Consider the following 16,349-nt stretch of genomic DNA (forward strand, 5'->3'; position numbering starts at 1 on the left):
AAGCATGTGACAGCACTCCAAAGTGTTCGCCGCTAGCTGACAGCAAGTCCGCCGTCGATCGCGATGACCTGGCCCGTCACCCATTCGCTGGCGGGATCAGCGAAGACCGATATCCAATGGGCGACGTCGTCGGGAACGCCGCGCCGCCCGAGCGGAATCCGCTCCCGTTCGGCCTGCATGACGGCCTTGGCCTGCTCTTCGGAGAGGCCCATCATGCCCGTCAGCGCGCCTGACTCCGTCGGTCCGGCGGCAACAGCGTTCACGCGAATGCCGTCAGGCGCAAGTTCCAGCGCCCAGCAGCGGGTCAGGTGCTCCAGCGCGGCCTTGCTTGCGGCATAGTGCGACAGGCCAGCGCCTGCCTTGTGACCGAAGGTGCTGGAAATGTTGATGATAGCTCCCTTCGTTTGCCGCAGATGCGGCAGGGCCGCCGATGCCAAGAGGCTGGGGCCTAATACATTGACCGCGAATATCTCGGAGATGCGGTCGGCCGTCGCCTCGGCGAGCGGCATGATCGCGCCGGCGCCGGCGTTGTTGACCAACACATCCAGCCTGCCGAACTGTTCGATGGCGGCGGTCACGGTGCGGCTTGCGTCAGCGGGCAACGACACGTCGGCGACAATGGTCGCAATTGAGGGGTAGGCGGCACGTACTTCCTGGAGTGGAGCTTCCCGTCGTCCTGTGATCAGCACGGAGGCGCCCTGTGCCACAAGGGCGATTGCTGTGGCGCGGCCTATCCCGGAGCTTCCGCCCGTGACGATGACGACTTTATCCTTCAACGAACTCATGAATGTCTTTCCTTTCAGTCTCGGTTTGTGGAGACGGGCGAAAGCGATCCAGGCGCTCGATCAGTTTTTGCCGGCGTTGCTGCATGACGGTGATCAGGTCGTCGATCTCGCGAAGCTTCGCAACGTGCTGTTCGAAGCCCGCCGTGCAACTTTCGGGATCGAAGCTGTCCTGGCCGAAGCACGGCAGGAAGGCCTGGATCTGGCGCGTGCCGAAACCGCAGTCGAGCAGCGCCCGGATGTGGCCGACGGTTTCGATCGTTGATGCCGTATAGGCCCGGTAGCCGTTTGCTTGCCGCCGCGAGGAAATCAATCCCTGCGCCTCGTAGTGCCGTAGTACACGCACGCTCACGCCAGCCTCTTTTGCCAACTCGCCAATTCGCATGTCCATCTCCTGCCGAGAGCCTTTGCAGCCCTGACATTAATGGGAGGGTCAAGCGATTTCTTCAACTGGTCGAAAGAATAGCTTGCGAACGCGATGGAAGCGTCAGCGTTTCAAATGCCGCGTCAGCCGTGCCTCTATCGCCGCCCAGAGGTGACGCAGCGCTTCGACGATGGTGAGATAGAAGATCGCCGCCCAGAGGTAGGTTTGGTAATCGTAGGTGCGGGAGAAGGCATAGCGCGTTTCGCCCATGAGATCGTAGACGGTGATGATGGCGACGACGGCCGAGCTCTTGATCAGGAGAATGATCTCGTTGCCGTAGGGGCGCAGCGCGACGATCAGTGCTTGCGGCAGGACGATTTTCCAGAAGGACACCAGCTTGTGGATGCCGAGCGATGCCGCCGCCTCATGCTGACCTCTAGGCACGCTCTCGATCGCGCCGCGCAGGATTTCCGTCTGATAGGCGGCCGTATTGAGCGACATGGAAAGCAGGCCGCAATACCAGGCGTCGCGGAAAAGCCACCAGAGACCGACGGATTCAAGCTGCGGCCGGAAGCCGCCCAAGCCGTAATAGACGAGGAAAAGCTGCGCGAGCAGCGGCGTGCCGCGGAAGAGGTAGACGTAACAATAGGCCACGCCGCTCAGAACGCGGTTGGCCGACATGCGCGCAAAGGCAAGCGGGATCGACAGGATCGCGCCGAAGACGAAGGAAAAGGCGACCAGCGTGAGCGTGATCCAGAGGCCGTGGATATAGCGCGGCCCATAGCGGACGAACTTGTCGGTATCCCAGTTGGTGATCATCAGCAGGATCAGCGACAGGCCGAGCACGATCCAGAGCGCGACGACGAGATAGCCGACGATCCGCGAGACACTGACGGCCTTGGCCGGCTGCGGCGGCGCGGGCTGCGCGGGAATGAGGAATTCGGCGTGGCTCATCGCTTCACCTCCGCACGTCCGGCCCATTTGTCGACAAGGCCGAGCGCGAATGACGAGATGATGGCGAGCACGAGATAGAGGGCGCAGGCGATAGCGTAGAAGAAGAAGGCGTCCTTGGTGGCGCGAACGGCGATGCCGGTCTGGCGCAGGATATCGGCAAGGCCGATGATCGAGACGTAGGACGTGTCCTTCAGGAGGTTCATCCAGAGGTTTCCAAGGCCGGGCAGGGCGATGCGGATGAGCTGCGGCAGGATGATGAGCGTCATGGTCTTGCCGCGGTGGAGGCCGAGGGAGTCGCCCGCCTCATACTGGCCCTTGGGAATGGCGCGAAAGGCGGAGAGCAGGACTTCGGCGCAATAGGCGGAAAAGACGACCGACAGCGCCATCATGCCGGCGACGAAGGCGTTGATCTCGATGCGCTCGTTGAAGCCCATCCAGGCGAGGAAGGCCTGGATGAGGATCTGCAGGCCGTAATAGACGATGAAGAGGGTCAGCAGTTCGGGCAGGCCGCGGAAGATCGTGGTGTAGATGCCGGCGGCCAGGCGGACGGATTTCTCTTCGGACTGCTGCCCGAGCGCGACGAAGAAGCCGATCAGCAGGCCGAGCGGCAGCGTGGCGATGGCAACGATGATCGTAACCTTCAAGCCGAGCGCGATCTCGTCGCCCCAGCCGGTATCGCCGCAGGCAATAACCGTCGACTGGCCGAACAGGGTGAAAAGGCCGACAGGTCCGCACAAAGGATCGAAAACGGTATTCAACCAGGCCCATAGCGAGCCGAGGGCGGAAAACAATCCGCTCATGCCATATTTCCCCTTACGGCTTTTGCCGTTTTGATCTTGTACTCAATGTTCTCAAATAAAAATGGCGGAAGAGCAAGTCTTCCGCCACGCTCTCTTTCAGGAAATCAACCGCGGATCAATCGCCGTAGACGTCGAAGTTGAAATACTTGTCCTGAATCTTCTTGTAGGTGCCGTCAGCGCGGATCGCCTTGATCGCAGCGTTGAACTTGTCCTTCAGCGGATCGCCCTGGCGAACGGCAATGCCGGCGCCGACGCCGTTGATGTCCTTGTCGATCGGCAGGGTGCCGAGCATCTTGCAGCAGCTGCCGGCGTCGGAATTGACCCATTCCGAGAGAACGACGACGTCGTCGATGACGGCGTCGATACGTCCGTTGGAGAGGTCGAGCTTGTATTCGTCAGCCGACGGATAGAGCTTCAGATCCGCATCCTTGAGGTGGGCGCTGGCGTAGTTGGCATGCGTCGTCGAAGACTGCGCGCCGATCGTCTTGCCCTTCAGCGCGTCGTCTGTGGCTGCGGTCAGCGTGGAGTCCTTCGGTACGGCGATTGCCGGCGGCGTGTTGTAGTACTTGTCGGTGAAATCGACGCTCTTGGCGCGTTCCGGCGTGATCGACATGGACGAAACGATGGCGTCGAACTTCTTGGCCTGGAGAGCCGGGATGATGCCGTCGAAATCCTGGTTCACGAAGGTGCACTTGACCTTCATCTGGTCGCAGAGAGCGTTGGCGATATCGATATCGAAGCCCTGGAACTTGCCGGCGGCGTCAAGCGATTCGAAGGGCGGGTAGGTTGCGTCCGTACCGATGACGATGGCGTCGTCGGCCAGGGCCGCGCCAGCGAAAAGCGACATCGCGGCCAGCGATGCTGCAGCGAAGAAACGGGTGGAAATACGCATGAGGATCCTCTCTGTTGGTGACCGGCGGAGTTTTCTTATTGGTCCGCGACGGCCGATGCGTAGCGGCTCGTGGGTCCGCTTGCGCAGTAATCTTACTTTTTTGCAGAAAAATGCAACTGGAATTACGAGGCCATGGTGCAGCGCACTCTTCTATAAGGATTAGCCCTTGCTGAACCTAACCCGTCCGGGCTGTTCAGCCAGGGTTAATTTCACCTCTCTAAATTTTCGGAACGAATCCGCTTCTGCCCGGTTTTCGTCTTCCTGTGCTCCAAAAACGGCCTGAAACGGTTCGAATAAGAGCATCGGCGGGCGCGAGTCCGTGAATTTGACGAACTAGAACACAAAGAGGAAACCCCAAATGGGTACACGATCCAGATTGTTCGCCAGCGCTGCCTTTCCCCTGTTGTCGCTATCCCTCATGCTCCAACCCGTCCATGCAGCGACACCAACCGGAGTGCAGTCCGGAGTTGTCGCGAAGTCTGCCGATGTCGCCGGAGCAAGTTTCGAGGTTGCACAGCAGCAGCCTGACGCGCAGCCGCAGGACGATCAGGATCCCCGTAAGCGCAAGAAGCACGGCGAGCAGGGGCAGGAAGGCGGCCAGCCGCAGCAGGAAGGTCAGAAGCATGCTCCTGCGGAAGAGCAGAAGCCCGCAGCGCAGCAAAAGCCCGCCGCCGAACCGAAGCCTGCCGAGGCGATGAAGCCGCAGCAGCAGGAAGAAAAGCCGAAGCCGGCGCAGGCCGCCCAGCCGGAGGCACAGCCCGAGGCGCCCAAGCACAAGCAGCAGGCCCAGCAGCCCGAGGCCCAGCCAGCTCCAGCCGCGCCCGCCCAGCAAGAAGCGCAGCCGGAGCTCAAGAAGCACAAGCAGAATGCCGAGCAGCAGCCACAGGCCGCACCGCAGCCCGAGGCTCCCGCCAGGAAGGCAACGCAGCCTGCAGTCCAGCAGGAGCAGCAGCCTGCCCAGGCGCAGCCGACCGAGCCGCAGCAGCCGGCTCAAGCTCAGCAGGACCAGCAGCAGCATAAGAAGCACCAGAAGCAGCAAACCGAACAGGCAGAGCCGGGGGCTCAGCCGGCGGAACCGCTGAAGCCAGCGCAACAGGAAGCGCCGGCCAAGGCGCCGGCCGCGAAGGCCGAGGGTAGCAACGAGCCTGCCAAGCAGCCTGCAGCCCAGGCACAGCAGCCGGCCGCGACCGGCGAAGCCAAGCCGCCCGTGCCGAAGACGCAGGCCGGAGGTCAGCAGCCGGAAGCCAAGCCCGGCGTCAAGCAGGCACAGCCCGAGGCAAAGCCTGCGCAGCAGCCTGCCGGCGAGGCCGCCGCCCCTGCAAACGGTACCGGCAAGCCGGCCCAGCCCACTGCGCAGCAGCCCGCAGGTGAAGCTGCCGCTCCGGCCAACGGCACCGCCAAGCCCGCCGCCCAGGCCCAGCAGCCGGCAGCTCCCGCAAATGGAGCAGTACCGCAGGCGCAGGGTGGCCAGCAGGCCGAGGGGGCTGTGCCGCAAAGCGCGCCGGTTTCCCCGCAGGAGTTGGAGCGCCGCAAGAAGATCGCCGAAAATCCGGCCCAGGCTACCGGTCCTGTCATCCTGCCGGTGCAGAATGGTGCCGCCGTTCTCGACAGCGACAAGGATGCCGCACGTCGCGGTGGCCATGGACACCGCGGTCAGTTCGGCCAGGGTCAAGGCCAGGTTCAGGGCCAAGCTCAGGGCCAGGGACAGGCCGGACAGGCGCCGGCCGTTCAGGGGCAGGGCCAGGCCGCAGTACAGCAGGCAGCACCCGCAAATGTCAGGGCTCCGACCTCGGATGCTGACGCCCAGCGCGCCAATGGCGGCCAGCAACGTCAGCCAGTGCGAATCGAGGCTGTGACCAGCGAACGCGGGCAGCGGATGAACGGTCGTCCGGATTTCGCCCGGCCGGATGGTGCGCAGGTCGAGGACAGCCAGGACAACCGCGTGATCCTCAACGTCGACAACAATGTCTTCGTCCGTCACGACGATACGCAGCGCTTCATACGTGATGGAGAACGTCCGACATACGAACAGCTGTCGCGTGACCGCTACCGCGAGACGATCGACCGTCCTGATGGCGATCGGGTGGTGACTGTGCGGAACCGTTACGGCGATATAATCCAGCGTTCGCGCATCGATGCGCGGGGCCGGGAATATGTCCTGTTCTATTCGCCGGAGCTGGAGGATCAACCGGATAATGACAGCTACTTCCGTGACCCGGGCGAGGATCTGCCGCCCATGCGGCTGCGCATCCCGGTCAACCAGTACATCATCGACACGAGCAGCGACCAGGATCAGGACTATTACGACTTCCTGCGCGAGCCGCCGGTCGAACAGGTGGAACGGGTCTATTCGCTGAACGAGGTGCGCTATTCGGCCCGTATTCGCGACAAGGTGCGCCGTATCGACCTTGATACGATCACCTTTGCGACCGGCAGTGCCGATATCCCGATGGCGCAGGCCAAGACGCTCCGCGGCATCGCCGATGCGATCAACCAGATCGTCAAGAAGGATCCGACGGAATCCTTCCTGATCGAAGGTCATACGGATGCGGTGGGCTCCGACCAGAGCAACCTGATCCTTTCGGACCAGCGCGCTGAATCGGTCGCCAACGTGCTCACCGATGTCTACGGCATTCCGCCGGAGAACCTTGCGACCCAGGGCTATGGTGAGCAGTACCTCAAGGTCAACACGTCAGGACCGGAACAGGAAAACCGCCGCGTCACCATCCGGCGCGTGACCGCGCTGGTGCGTCCGGTCGCGCAACGGTAGTTGTTGAGCTGATGGGATTGATGAAAGAAGCCGCCGGGCAACCGGCGGCTTTGTAATGTCCAGCATTGGTGTTCATGGGCTATAACAGCCGCTCCAAATTCCCTCGTCCCTGTGCTTGTCACAGGGATCCAGCGCGACCAAGTCCTTGGGCGCAGGAGAGTCTTCTGCGGTGCGGACGCACCGCCGCTGGATTCCTGTGACAAGCACAGGAATGACGAGCGGATGTATAGATGCGCCTTGCGGCTGATGTGGCAACCGCCTCAGGGCCTCAACGGCTCTCCAAGCCCGACGGTTGTCGCGATGAAGTCGACGATTGCGGTCGTGTCGTCCAGGTTGAAAACGGGCAGGGCGCTATTCTCGACGGGATGATCCGCTGCGATCGCAACGATATGCGGATCGGTGGGTGCCAGGGGCTCATGCTTCATGGCCTCCAGCCGGCGGGCCTCGATCTTGGGAATGGGCTCGCTCTTGTAGCCCTCGATCAGGATGAGGTCGCAGGGAGCAAGCCGCGACACGATCTCGTCGAAGGCCGGCTCGGGCGCGCCGCGCAACTCGTGCATGATGGCGTAGCGCGTGCCTGAAACGATGGTCACTTCATGGGCGCCGGCTTCGCGGTGGCGGTAGCTGTCGGCGCCTGGCTTGTCGATGTCGAAATCATGGTGAGCGTGCTTTATCGTCGAGATGCGATATCCGCGGCGCGTGAACTCGGTGACGAGCCGGACCATCAGGCCGGTCTTGCCTGAATTCTTCCAGCCGGCAATGCCAAAAATCCGGGGGCCGAAAATGCGGGTCGTTGTCATCAGCCGATCACCCCGAGCCATTTTTCGGCCGCGATTATATCCTCCGGCCTATTCACATTGAAGAATGGATCAAATGGGCCGGCCGATGTCTCGATCAGGGGGAAATTGACTTCGGTAACGGTATACGGCCGCAGGAAGTCGCGTACTCGCCGGTGCTGGTCGGTATGGGTCAGCCAGGCTTCGAGATCGTTGGCTGCCGATACCGGCCATAAGCCGAATACCGGATGGTCCTGGCCGCCGGAGGCGGGTATTGCCATCTCGTCGGGTCCTCCAAGAACCTCGGCCAGACGCGCCAGCAGGTCCCTCGGGAAGAAGGGACAGTCAATGGGCACGGTTGCCACATGGGTCGCCATCGGGTGGGTGGCGGCAGCGTCGCGCATGGCGGCAAGGATGCCGGCCAGGGGGCCGGCCTTGCCTTCGATCGTATCGGGGACGAGGCGCAGGTCGTTGGTCTTAGGCCGTTCCGGGTCCGCATTGAGCGAGACTGCGGTCGTCTGCTCGGCAATCCGATGAGCGATCCGAGTGAGCATCGTCACGCCGCCGATTTCCACGAGGGCCTTGTTCCTGCCCATGCGGCTGGATAGCCCACCCGCCAGTATAATGACAGGGATGGAGGCGGCATCGAGTTTGAACCGGGCCATGCGATCCTCTTAGGCAGGAACGCGCGGCTCGGATTCCTGCGCGACCTTCTGTGCAAGCTGCCTCTTGCTTTCGCGGTAGAACGTATAGAGGCCGGAGGCGATCACGACAGTCGAACCAACCCCGGTCCAGATATCCGGTGTTTCGCCGAAGAAGACAAGGCCGAGCAGGGCAGAGAAGATCAGGCTCAGATAACGCAAGGGGGCCACAACCGAAATCTCGCCCGTTCGCATGGCGAGGATGGCTGTCTGGTAGCCGATCAGCACCATCACGGCAGCAAGCATGATGTGGGTCAGCGGCGTCACGGTGATGGGCCGCCAGCCGCCGCATGGAATGATCAGCAGGAGGCCGAAGATGGTGATCGAGACAGCAGTGCATACCGTCACCGTTAGCGACGGCACGTCCTTGCTGACGCAGCGAGTCGCAAGATCGCGCGCGGCGGTTATGAACATGCTGGCGACCACGAGAAGGGCCGCAGGCGTAAAGCCTTCCGGTCCGGGGCGGATGATGATCAGCACGCCGATGAAGCCGACAACAATCGCCGACCACCGCCGCCAGCCGACCGGCTCCTTCAGGAAGATCGCCGCGCCGAAGGTCACGGCAAGCGGTATCGCCTGCAGGATGGCCGAGGCATTGGCGATCGGCATCATGCCGAGAGCAGTGATATAGGTGACCGCGGCGAGGGCTTCGCAGATGACGCGCAAGAGGATCATGGGTTGCAGCACGGTGCGCCAGGAGCGTAGCGCGCCCATGCGCCGAGCAAGCAGATAGACCAGTACCGTCGTGAACAGGCCGCGCAGGAACATGATCTCTCCGGCATTCATGACCGAGATCACCGATTTCGAGAGCGCATCACTGCAGGAAAAGGCCGCCATGGCGGATGCCATATAGATGGCGCCCTGCGTGTTCTTGCTCTGCTGCATGATGAGAGATTCCCTAGACCCTTGAACCCCATCTACGCCGGATTGCGACGAAATGGAATCGCGGTTGCAGCCGCAATCGAGGAAAATCGTTTGTGCGTTGCAGCGAATTTGGGAGCCCCAAGGCGCAATCAGTCGCATCGAAGTCGCAAACAGTCTCAGAGGGCCTGCAATGCAAGGTTTCAGGTATGCGATTAATTCTTATTCAATCTTCTTTTCAGAGGGTTGGGTCAGTTTTGCATGAGGCGAAAACACCGATCGCAGCGCAGCGGGGATGCAATCCCGTAGCCCCGGTCAGCAATAGACCAGTTACCGGGGCGCCACATGTTTTTCATTGATCGTCTTTTGCAGAGCCGACGGATCGTCACCAAGGTCCTTATCTTCGTCGTCCCTTTGGTCGTGCTGATCGCCGGTGTCGGCCTTCTAGGCTACCACACCGCCAATGTCCTCAACGGCCACATGACCGTCACCCGGGCGACGATCGAGAATATCAGTGATTTCGAGAATCTGCAGGCAGCACTCCAGGAATTCACGGCAGCGCCTTCGGATGACACGCGCAAGGCGCTTTCGGAGAAGATCGACGCACAGGATGCGGGTGTTCAAAGGCTGAACGGCCTGCTTGCTGCCGACGACCAGCGCGCGAAGATTGCAGCCGTCAGCGCGCTTGCCGGGCAGATGCGCAGCCAGGCAGCGACGCTCTGGACGCTGAAGCAGAAGCAGGACGCCGGCGCCGATGCCGTCGAGAAGGCGCTGGAGAATATCCAGGCAAACGGCCAGGCTGCGGTCAAGCAGACGAACATCATCGAGAAGGATTTCAGTGACAAGGAAACCTTCGCCAAGGAACTGCTCTACGATTCCGCTGCCTACAAGGCTCTCGTCGACAAGATGGGCAACATGCGCGTGCAGTTGCAGATGGCGACGGATTCGGATGAAGAGATTTCCGATGCGCGCACCTATCTCGACGCTATCATCAAGCAGCTTTCCGTATCCCAGGCGTTGGTGTCCAAGCGCGGCGCGCCGCTGGTCGCTCAGGTCGCAGATGCGGTCGGCAAGTTCGATGCTGTCCTGAAGAGCAATGTTACGGCCGACCAGAAGGTCGAGGCCATCGGTCCCATCCTGCAGAGTTTCGTCAAGATCGAAGGCGACATGACGCTGCAGGCGGCGAAGAACAGCGATACGGCTGCCGAGCGTTTCGTCAGCCTGGACAAGATCATCAATGGTCAGAAGGAACTTCTGGGCCAGGTCAGTTCCGCACAGCTCATCATCGATCGGCTGCAGCTGCATGTCACCCGCATGGTCGCCGTGCGCGACAGCGCGTCGCGAGACCTGGTGCTGGCAGATCTGAAGGACCTGACTGATGCCGGGGCCACCATTTCCAAGCTCGGGCAGACGAACAGCACGATGCGAGATTTTGCGCCGCATGCTGCTCCCCAGGTCGACAGCCTATCGAAAAGCTCGGCCGACATGTTGCAGGCAGCGGCGGACTGGAAGAAGACGCGCATCGAGTCCGTCGGCATTCTTGCCGATGCCATGTCGTCCCTGCGGACCTTCGTCAGCCAGGCGCAGGAAATCGGCAAGGAAGACAGCGAGCAATCCGCACAGGTTTCGGTCTTTGCGATGATCCTCGGCACGTTGCTTGCGATCGTCGGTGGCCTGATGCTTGTCGAAACGTTGCGTGGACCGCTGAAGCGCGTCACCGGCATCATGACGCGGCTTGCCAATGGCGACCTCGAAGTCGATATCGACGGCCGCAATCGCGGCGACGAAATCGGCGATATGGTTCGCTCGGTTACGGTCTTCCGGGATGCGGCGCGCGAAAACGTCCGCCTGGAGCGCGAGGCGGAAGCGGCCCGAGCGCTCTCTGCAGAAGAAAACGCGCGACGCGCAACGGAACGTGCACGCATCGAAGCAGAGCAGAAGCAGGCTCTGACTGCGCTTTCCGAAGTCCTCAGCAAACTTGCCGATGGCAATCTCGAGGAGAGCATGCGCGAGGACCTGTCGGCGGATTTCGTCGAGATGGCCTTTACCTACAATCACGCGGTCGAAGCTTTGCGCGAAACGCTTTCAGACGTCCGTTCCACGGCGGAAGAGATCAAGGGCGGCACCGGAAATCTGGCAAGCTCAGCCGACGATCTGGCGCGCCGCACTGAACAGCAGGCTGCAGCTCTTGAAGAAAGCTCGCGTGCGCTCCGGCATCTGACCAGCGTCGTTCGCGAGACTGCCGACCGTGCCAAGCAGACGGCTGTCTCCGTCGACCAGACGCAGGCCTATGCAACGCAGTCCGGCGAGGTTGTCGCCAAGGCCGTCGGCGCAATGAGCGAGATCAATCGCTCCTCCGAAAAGATCGTGACGATCATCGGCGTCATCGACGAGATCGCCTTCCAGACGAACCTGCTCGCGCTCAATGCCGGTGTCGAGGCCGCCCGTGCGGGTGAGGCCGGCCGTGGCTTTGCTGTCGTCGCACAGGAAGTCCGCGAACTGGCGCAGCGTTGCGCCAATGCCGCCAAGGAGATCAAGGGGCTTATTTCCGCGAGTTCGGCACAGGTGCAGAACGGCGTCCTCCTGGTCGAGGAGACTGGTGCGGCTCTTGCAGAGATCATCCATCATGTGACCGGCGTCCAGAAGCTGGTTTCGGATATTTCGTCGGCCACCGCGGAGCAGTCGACCGGCATCGCCGAAGTCACCCACGCCGTCAACGAAGTCGAGCTGATCACCCAGAAGAACGCTGCAATGGTCGAGGAGAACAATGCCGAGATCCACGGGCTGCGCCAGCGCGTCGACATGCTGTCCGACAAGATCGAGCGCTTCCGCACCGGCGACTTGGCCGATCTCGACGGCTATCAGCAGCGCGGATACGATTATCGCGCGGCTTGAGCGCAGACAAAATTTCCGAGGTTTGAATAATGCATCCCGCGGGTGGCTCTTGCAGATATCGGAACATGGATATGTCCGATTATGATGCCGTACTCGATCTGTGGCGTGTCTCAGGCTTCACGATCCGCCCGCTCACCGATACTCGGGAAGGCATAGAGAGATTGTTGGTTCGCAATCCCGGCCTGAGTATCGTCGCTTTGGATGGTGAGTTGCTTGTTGGATGCGCGCTGGGAAGCCATGACGGACGACGAGGCTTCCTGCAGCATGTGGCCGTTTCGCCGGCCTCGCGGGGCCTTGGGATCGCTACGAAAATAGTCGATATCTGTCTGGAGCGATTCCGCGCCCTGAACCTTGGTTGGGTGCACTTGGACGTAGTTGAGGGCAATGACGTTGCCATGTCCTTTTGGCAGCGGATAGGATGGGGCCCTCGTGATGAACTGACTCGGCTGTCCTTCTGCCTTCTGGATTAGAGTCCCCAAGCCTCCGAATGCTCCATCCAAATGCCGCGCTTTATCACCCGCCGGTGACGCTCATGTGGCGGGCGACGGCCGGTCTGTTGTGGGTGCGGTCGATGATGAAATCGTGGCCCTTGGGCTTGCGGGTGATGGCTTCGTCGATGGCGGAACAGAGCAGGGCATCGTCGGGAGAGGCACGCAGTGCCGTGCGCAGATCGGCGGCATCGTTCTGGCCAAGGCACATATAGAGCGTGCCGGTGCAGGTCAGCCGCACGCGATTGCAGCTCTCGCAGAAATTATGGGTGAGCGGCGTGATGAAGCCCAGCCGGCCGCCGGTTTCCTTGACCTCGACGTAACGCGCCGGGCCGCCGGTGCGGTAGGGAATGTCGGCAAGCGTGAACTGCTGTTCCAGGTCGGCGCGAAGCTTCGATAGCGGAAGATACTGGTCGGTGCGATCCTCGTCGATCTCGCCCATCGGCATGGTCTCGATGACGGTGAGGTCCATGCCGCGGTCGTGTGCGAAGCGCAGGAGATCGGGTATTTCGGATTCGTTGAAGTCCTTGAGCGCAACCGCGTTGAGCTTGATCTTCAGTCCGGCCCTGCGAGCTGCCTCGATGCCCTCCATCACCCGGTCGAAATCGCCCCAGCGGGTGATCGTCCGGAACTTGTCGGGATCGAGCGTATCTAGCGAGACATTGATGCGCCGGACGCCGCAGTCATAAAGCTCTTCGGCGTGGCGCGCGAGTTGCGAGCCGTTGGTCGTGAGCGTCAGTTCGTCCAGGCGACCGGTCTGCAGATGCTTGCCGAGTTCGCGGACGAGAAACATGATGTTCTTGCGCACGAGGGGCTCACCGCCGGTCAGCCTGATCTTACGGACGCCCTTGGCGATAAAGGCGGAACAGAGCCGATTCAGCTCTTCCAGCGTCAGCAGGTCCTTCTTCGGCAGGAAGGTCATGTGTTCCGACATGCAATAGGTGCAGCGGAAGTCGCAGCGATCGGTCACCGAGACACGGAGATAGGTCACCGCCCGGCCGAATGGATCGGTCATCGGGCCCGCATCCGCCATAACGGGCAGGGCGTTGTCTATCGGACCTACAAAGCTGTTCACCAGAACCTCCGCAATGGTACTAATGTGTGTTTAGGCGATTGTGGGGTCAAGGGAAACACTCAAGTGTATGTCAAGCCGCATGGCTGCTCGTCTATATGCTGCACTGGTAGTGATCGCGATCGAAAGAGGCTTGCCTGTCAAGGACATGCGGCCTATCCCTAACTGAGAATGGCAGGGGGTGAATATCCATGAGCGACGTTTGGCCGACCGAATTGCGTGTCTCGAAGGACCGCCATCACTTAACCGTGACTTTCAACGACGGAGCCAGGTTCAAGCTCTCCGCCGAGCTTTTGCGCGTGCTTTCGCCTTCGGCGGAAGTCCAGGGCCATGGTCCGGGTCAGAAGGTCACCGTTCCCGGCAAGCGCAACGTGGCCATCATCGCCATGACGCCGACCGGCAACTATGCTGTGCGCATCGGTTTTGACGACATGCATGATACCGGCATCTTCACCTGGACGTATTTGCGCGAACTCGGCGAAAAAGGCGAGGAGCTATTCTCGGCTTACGAAAAGGAGCTGGAAGAAAAAGGCATGAGCCGTGACGTGACGGAGAAGCCGCGTTAAGCGGACCATACGATTATCCGGGCAAGGGGATATTGATGAGCGAAGGCAAGGGACGCAGCTGGCTGCGCGTCAAGGGCAGCAAGAACGAGAGCAGGGTTTCCTTCGTCGAGCTGTTTTTCGACCTTGTTTTTGTCTTCTCGGTTTCACAGCTTTCCCATGGACTGACAGAGCATTTTTCGCCATCCGGCGTGATTGAGACGACGCTGCTGATCTTTGCGGTCTGGTGGGTCTGGATCTTCACGGCGTGGGTCACGAACTGGCTCGATCCGGATCGGATGCCGGTTCGCGTCATGCTTTTCGTTCTGATGCTGGCGGGGCTGGTGCTTTCCGCTTCCATACCCGAGGCCTTCGCGGAGAAGGGCCTTCTCTTTGCCTGCGCCTACGTGTTCATGCAGGTCGGGCGCTCGCTGTTTACGATCTACGCGATGAAGGACGATGCGCCGAACCGGCGCAATTTTCAGCGCATTGCAAGCTGGGTCGCCTTCTCGGGCCTCTTCTGGATCGCCGGTGGATTCGCGGAAGGCGAAATGCGGCTGGCATTCTGGCTTGTCGCGTTGTTGATAGAATACATCGCTCCTGCTGCCGGCTTTCGAGTGCCGGGGCTTGGATATTCGACGGCGGCGGACTGGAACGTGTCTGGAGCCCATCTGGCCGAGCGATGCGCGCTGTTCGTCATCATCTGTCTCGGCGAGGCCGTTCTTGAAGCAGGCGAGACCTTTGCGGAGTTGCCGCTGACGCCGATGGTGGTCGTGGTCTTCATCACCGTTTTCATCGGCACCATCGCCCTGTGGTGGATCTATTTTCAGTTCGGCCACGAGCGCGCCGCGCATCGCATCGAGCATGACGATACGCCGGGCAGGCTGGGACGGCAGGCCTTCACCTACGCTCACATTCCGATACTCGCCGGCATCATCGTCAACGTTGTCGGCAACAAGTTCGCGTTCCTGCATGCCGAAGAGACAGCGCACATGTCGACATCAGCAGCGATCGTTGGCGGACCTGCCTTGTTCCTGTTGGGAAATCTCTGGTTCAAGGGAACGACGACCGGGCGTTTGCCCCTGTCGCATATGGCGGGACTGCTCGCGCTTTTATTGCTTCTGGTCGTTGCTCCAGCCGTCGAGGTCTACCAACTCTGCATGCTGGCAACCCTTGTGCTGGTGGCAGTCGCGGTATGGGAATATGCCTCATTGACGAAGGTCGCACACCAGGTGCGACCTTCTAGCCACTGACGATGTCGGCTTAGGACTTGTAGATCAGCCAGCTTTTCGTCAGGTCCTTTTGCATGCCGTCTTCATAGGCGAAGACGGTGTTCCGGCCTGCATTCTTGGCGCAATAGAGCGCAATATCCGACTTGGTATAGAGTTCGCCGGGATCGGCCGCCCACGACGCCATGCACACGCCAAGCGAAATGGTGATGGGGCCGTAGTTGATCCGCGTGCGGGAGTTCTTGAACGGCGTTGCTTCCAGCGTGCGCCGAATGCGTTCGCAAGTCGAGATGACCTCTTCAGCGGTATTGCCCTCGATGATGATCGCGAATTCTTCGCCGCCGGTGCGTGCGACGAAGACGTCGCGACGGACGCTGGCGCGAATGACGGATGCAACTGTTGCAAGGATCTTGTCGCCGACAGGATGCCCGTAGGTATCGTTGATCTTCTTGAAATTGTCGATGTCGGCAAGCACCAGCGCCGTGACCGGCAGCGACAGGGGATTGTTGTAGATTGCCGCGAGGCGATCGTCGAAGGCGCGGCGATTGGAAAGCCGCGTCAGCGAGTCCGTGTTTGCGATACGCTTGTATTCGTCCAGTTCCTTGCGGACCTGATCCATCTCCTGCGACCGCTGTGCGACGTTCGTGACTGTCTTCTCGCCGTGCGAGATTGTGTCGCCGGTCGCTTCGGTCAGGATGTTAATGACATTGCGAAGCAGATCGACATTCGTACTGTTCTTCGAGTTGATCCGTCGTACGGTTTCATCGAGGAGCTTGCTGTAGGTCTCGAGCGAACTCTGCTCCTGCTTCAAGGCACTCAGCACGCCGTCCAGTTCGCTGACCATCTTGGTGTGCGCATCGTCATAGACCTGGCTCGTATTGTGCGAAAAATACTTCGCGCCGAGTTCGTCCAGTTCTTCCTGCGTGGCATTGTTGCCAAGCGCCGCAAGGTCGCGCGTGAGATTGGGGTTGGAGCCGATATACGCTTCGTAGAAGAGTTCGTAGTTACGCGGAATAGGGGCTACGCCCATGGATCGCATGGCAAAGGTAATCTGTCCTGCCACGTCGGGAACTTGTGCCTTGGGCACAATCACCGTACTCATCGGCGAACTCCTGATTCAGATTTTCGAAAGCACTATTTTTTGTTAGCTTAAAATTCTTTGGAAAAGATTAAGGCGCGAATTACTAAAGATTACACACGAATTCTCGTTACGTCGGCCGGTT

General features: G+C 60.7%; 15 protein-coding genes. 5 read left to right on the forward strand and 10 right to left on the reverse strand.

Translation table 11 applies throughout. From position 1 onward, the window contains the following. Positions 1-32: 32 nt before the first annotated feature. The 5 genes from EV561_RS20250 to EV561_RS20270 all read right to left on the reverse strand — a co-directional run bounded on the left by EV561_RS20250 (position 33) and on the right by EV561_RS20270 (position 3,792). Complete coding sequence (locus EV561_RS20250) at positions 33-785, reverse strand: SDR family oxidoreductase (RefSeq protein WP_132524104.1); 753 nt, start codon at positions 783-785, stop codon at positions 33-35. After that, positions 766-1,167, reverse strand: coding sequence for a MerR family transcriptional regulator (locus tag EV561_RS20255; protein WP_132524105.1), 402 nt, complete (start codon positions 1,165-1,167; stop codon positions 766-768). Before EV561_RS20255 ends, EV561_RS20250 begins: the two co-directional genes overlap by 20 nt. A 102-nt stretch (positions 1,168-1,269) precedes the next feature. Further along, positions 1,270-2,100: an ABC transporter permease gene (locus EV561_RS20260; RefSeq protein ID WP_132524106.1), complete on the reverse strand. Its 831-nt coding sequence runs from the start codon at positions 2,098-2,100 to the stop codon at positions 1,270-1,272. After that, positions 2,097-2,900 carry an ABC transporter permease gene (locus tag EV561_RS20265; protein ID WP_132524107.1) on the reverse strand — a complete coding sequence of 268 codons (804 nt, stop codon included), beginning with the start codon at positions 2,898-2,900 and terminating at the stop codon, positions 2,097-2,099. The genes EV561_RS20260 and EV561_RS20265 overlap by 4 nt, the downstream gene beginning before the upstream one ends. Before the next feature lie 115 nt (positions 2,901-3,015). Next, positions 3,016-3,792: an ABC transporter substrate-binding protein gene (locus tag EV561_RS20270; RefSeq protein ID WP_132524108.1), complete on the reverse strand. Its 777-nt coding sequence runs from the start codon at positions 3,790-3,792 to the stop codon at positions 3,016-3,018. Between the two features lie 358 nt (positions 3,793-4,150). On the opposite strand from EV561_RS20270, the gene EV561_RS20275 reads away from it, so the two are divergent. Further along, positions 4,151-6,562 carry an OmpA family protein gene (locus EV561_RS20275; RefSeq protein WP_132524109.1) on the forward strand — a complete coding sequence of 804 codons (2,412 nt, stop codon included), beginning with the start codon at positions 4,151-4,153 and terminating at the stop codon, positions 6,560-6,562. A 260-nt stretch (positions 6,563-6,822) separates the two neighbouring features. Here the strand turns inward: EV561_RS20275 and mobB are convergent, their stop codons facing one another. Genes mobB through EV561_RS20290 form a run of 3 tightly spaced genes read right to left on the reverse strand, consistent with a single transcriptional unit; the run spans position 6,823 to position 8,924 of the window. Further along, positions 6,823-7,347 (reverse strand): molybdopterin-guanine dinucleotide biosynthesis protein B, encoded by a 525-nt coding sequence (mobB, locus tag EV561_RS20280; RefSeq protein ID WP_207910567.1) that lies wholly within the window; start codon positions 7,345-7,347, stop codon positions 6,823-6,825. 14 nt (positions 7,348-7,361) lie between these two features. Further along, positions 7,362-8,003, reverse strand: coding sequence for a molybdenum cofactor guanylyltransferase MobA (gene mobA, locus EV561_RS20285; RefSeq protein ID WP_132524111.1), 642 nt, complete (start codon positions 8,001-8,003; stop codon positions 7,362-7,364). A 9-nt stretch (positions 8,004-8,012) separates the two neighbouring features. After that, on the reverse strand, positions 8,013-8,924 hold the full coding sequence (locus EV561_RS20290) for a DMT family transporter (protein ID WP_132524112.1): 912 nt from the start codon (positions 8,922-8,924) through the stop codon (positions 8,013-8,015). Positions 8,925-9,245: 321 nt separating this feature from the next. Between EV561_RS20290 and EV561_RS20295 the strand changes: the two genes are divergently transcribed. Then, on the forward strand, positions 9,246-11,795 hold the full coding sequence (locus EV561_RS20295; protein ID WP_132524113.1) for a methyl-accepting chemotaxis protein: 2,550 nt from the start codon (positions 9,246-9,248) through the stop codon (positions 11,793-11,795). A 71-nt stretch (positions 11,796-11,866) separates the two neighbouring features. Continuing rightward, positions 11,867-12,265: a GNAT family N-acetyltransferase gene (locus EV561_RS20300; RefSeq protein ID WP_207910565.1), complete on the forward strand. Its 399-nt coding sequence runs from the start codon at positions 11,867-11,869 to the stop codon at positions 12,263-12,265. A gap of 43 nt (positions 12,266-12,308) precedes the next feature. On the opposite strand, the gene moaA is transcribed toward EV561_RS20300, so the two are convergent. Further along, positions 12,309-13,358, reverse strand: coding sequence for a GTP 3',8-cyclase MoaA (gene moaA, locus EV561_RS20305; protein ID WP_132524115.1), 1,050 nt, complete (start codon positions 13,356-13,358; stop codon positions 12,309-12,311). 188 nt (positions 13,359-13,546) lie between these two features. Between moaA and EV561_RS20310 the strand changes: the two genes are divergently transcribed. Continuing rightward, positions 13,547-13,921: a DUF971 domain-containing protein gene (locus tag EV561_RS20310; RefSeq protein WP_132524116.1), complete on the forward strand. Its 375-nt coding sequence runs from the start codon at positions 13,547-13,549 to the stop codon at positions 13,919-13,921. A gap of 35 nt (positions 13,922-13,956) precedes the next feature. Continuing rightward, entirely contained in the window at positions 13,957-15,150 is a 1,194-nt protein-coding gene (locus EV561_RS20315; protein WP_132524117.1) for a low temperature requirement protein A, read from the forward strand. A gap of 10 nt (positions 15,151-15,160) precedes the next feature. Here the strand turns inward: EV561_RS20315 and EV561_RS20320 are convergent, their stop codons facing one another. Further along, on the reverse strand, positions 15,161-16,228 hold the full coding sequence (locus EV561_RS20320; RefSeq protein ID WP_132524118.1) for a GGDEF domain-containing protein: 1,068 nt from the start codon (positions 16,226-16,228) through the stop codon (positions 15,161-15,163). Positions 16,229-16,349: the final 121 nt, after the last annotated feature.

Origin of the sequence: Rhizobium sp. BK376, assembly GCF_004341625.1 — a bacterium.
GTDB lineage: Bacteria > Pseudomonadota > Alphaproteobacteria > Rhizobiales > Rhizobiaceae > Rhizobium.

Bases quoted from the DNA above. Each gene is read 5' to 3' on its own strand.
- EV561_RS20250 (WP_132524104.1), bottom strand. From the start codon at position 785: ATGAGTTCGTTGAAGGATAAAGTCGTCATCGTCACGGGCGGAAGCTCC.
- EV561_RS20255 (WP_132524105.1), bottom strand. From the start codon at position 1,167: ATGCGAATTGGCGAGTTGGCAAAAGAGGCTGGCGTGAGCGTGCGTGTA.
- EV561_RS20260 (WP_132524106.1), bottom strand. From the start codon at position 2,100: ATGAGCCACGCCGAATTCCTCATTCCCGCGCAGCCCGCGCCGCCGCAG.
- EV561_RS20265 (WP_132524107.1), bottom strand. From the start codon at position 2,900: ATGAGCGGATTGTTTTCCGCCCTCGGCTCGCTATGGGCCTGGTTGAAT.
- EV561_RS20270 (WP_132524108.1), bottom strand. From the start codon at position 3,792: ATGCGTATTTCCACCCGTTTCTTCGCTGCAGCATCGCTGGCCGCGATG.
- EV561_RS20275 (WP_132524109.1), top strand. From the start codon at position 4,151: ATGGGTACACGATCCAGATTGTTCGCCAGCGCTGCCTTTCCCCTGTTG.
- mobA (WP_132524111.1), bottom strand. From the start codon at position 8,003: ATGGCCCGGTTCAAACTCGATGCCGCCTCCATCCCTGTCATTATACTG.
- EV561_RS20290 (WP_132524112.1), bottom strand. From the start codon at position 8,924: ATGCAGCAGAGCAAGAACACGCAGGGCGCCATCTATATGGCATCCGCC.
- EV561_RS20295 (WP_132524113.1), top strand. From the start codon at position 9,246: ATGTTTTTCATTGATCGTCTTTTGCAGAGCCGACGGATCGTCACCAAG.
- EV561_RS20300 (WP_207910565.1), top strand. From the start codon at position 11,867: ATGTCCGATTATGATGCCGTACTCGATCTGTGGCGTGTCTCAGGCTTC.
- EV561_RS20310 (WP_132524116.1), top strand. From the start codon at position 13,547: ATGAGCGACGTTTGGCCGACCGAATTGCGTGTCTCGAAGGACCGCCAT.
- EV561_RS20315 (WP_132524117.1), top strand. From the start codon at position 13,957: ATGAGCGAAGGCAAGGGACGCAGCTGGCTGCGCGTCAAGGGCAGCAAG.
- EV561_RS20320 (WP_132524118.1), bottom strand. From the start codon at position 16,228: ATGAGTACGGTGATTGTGCCCAAGGCACAAGTTCCCGACGTGGCAGGA.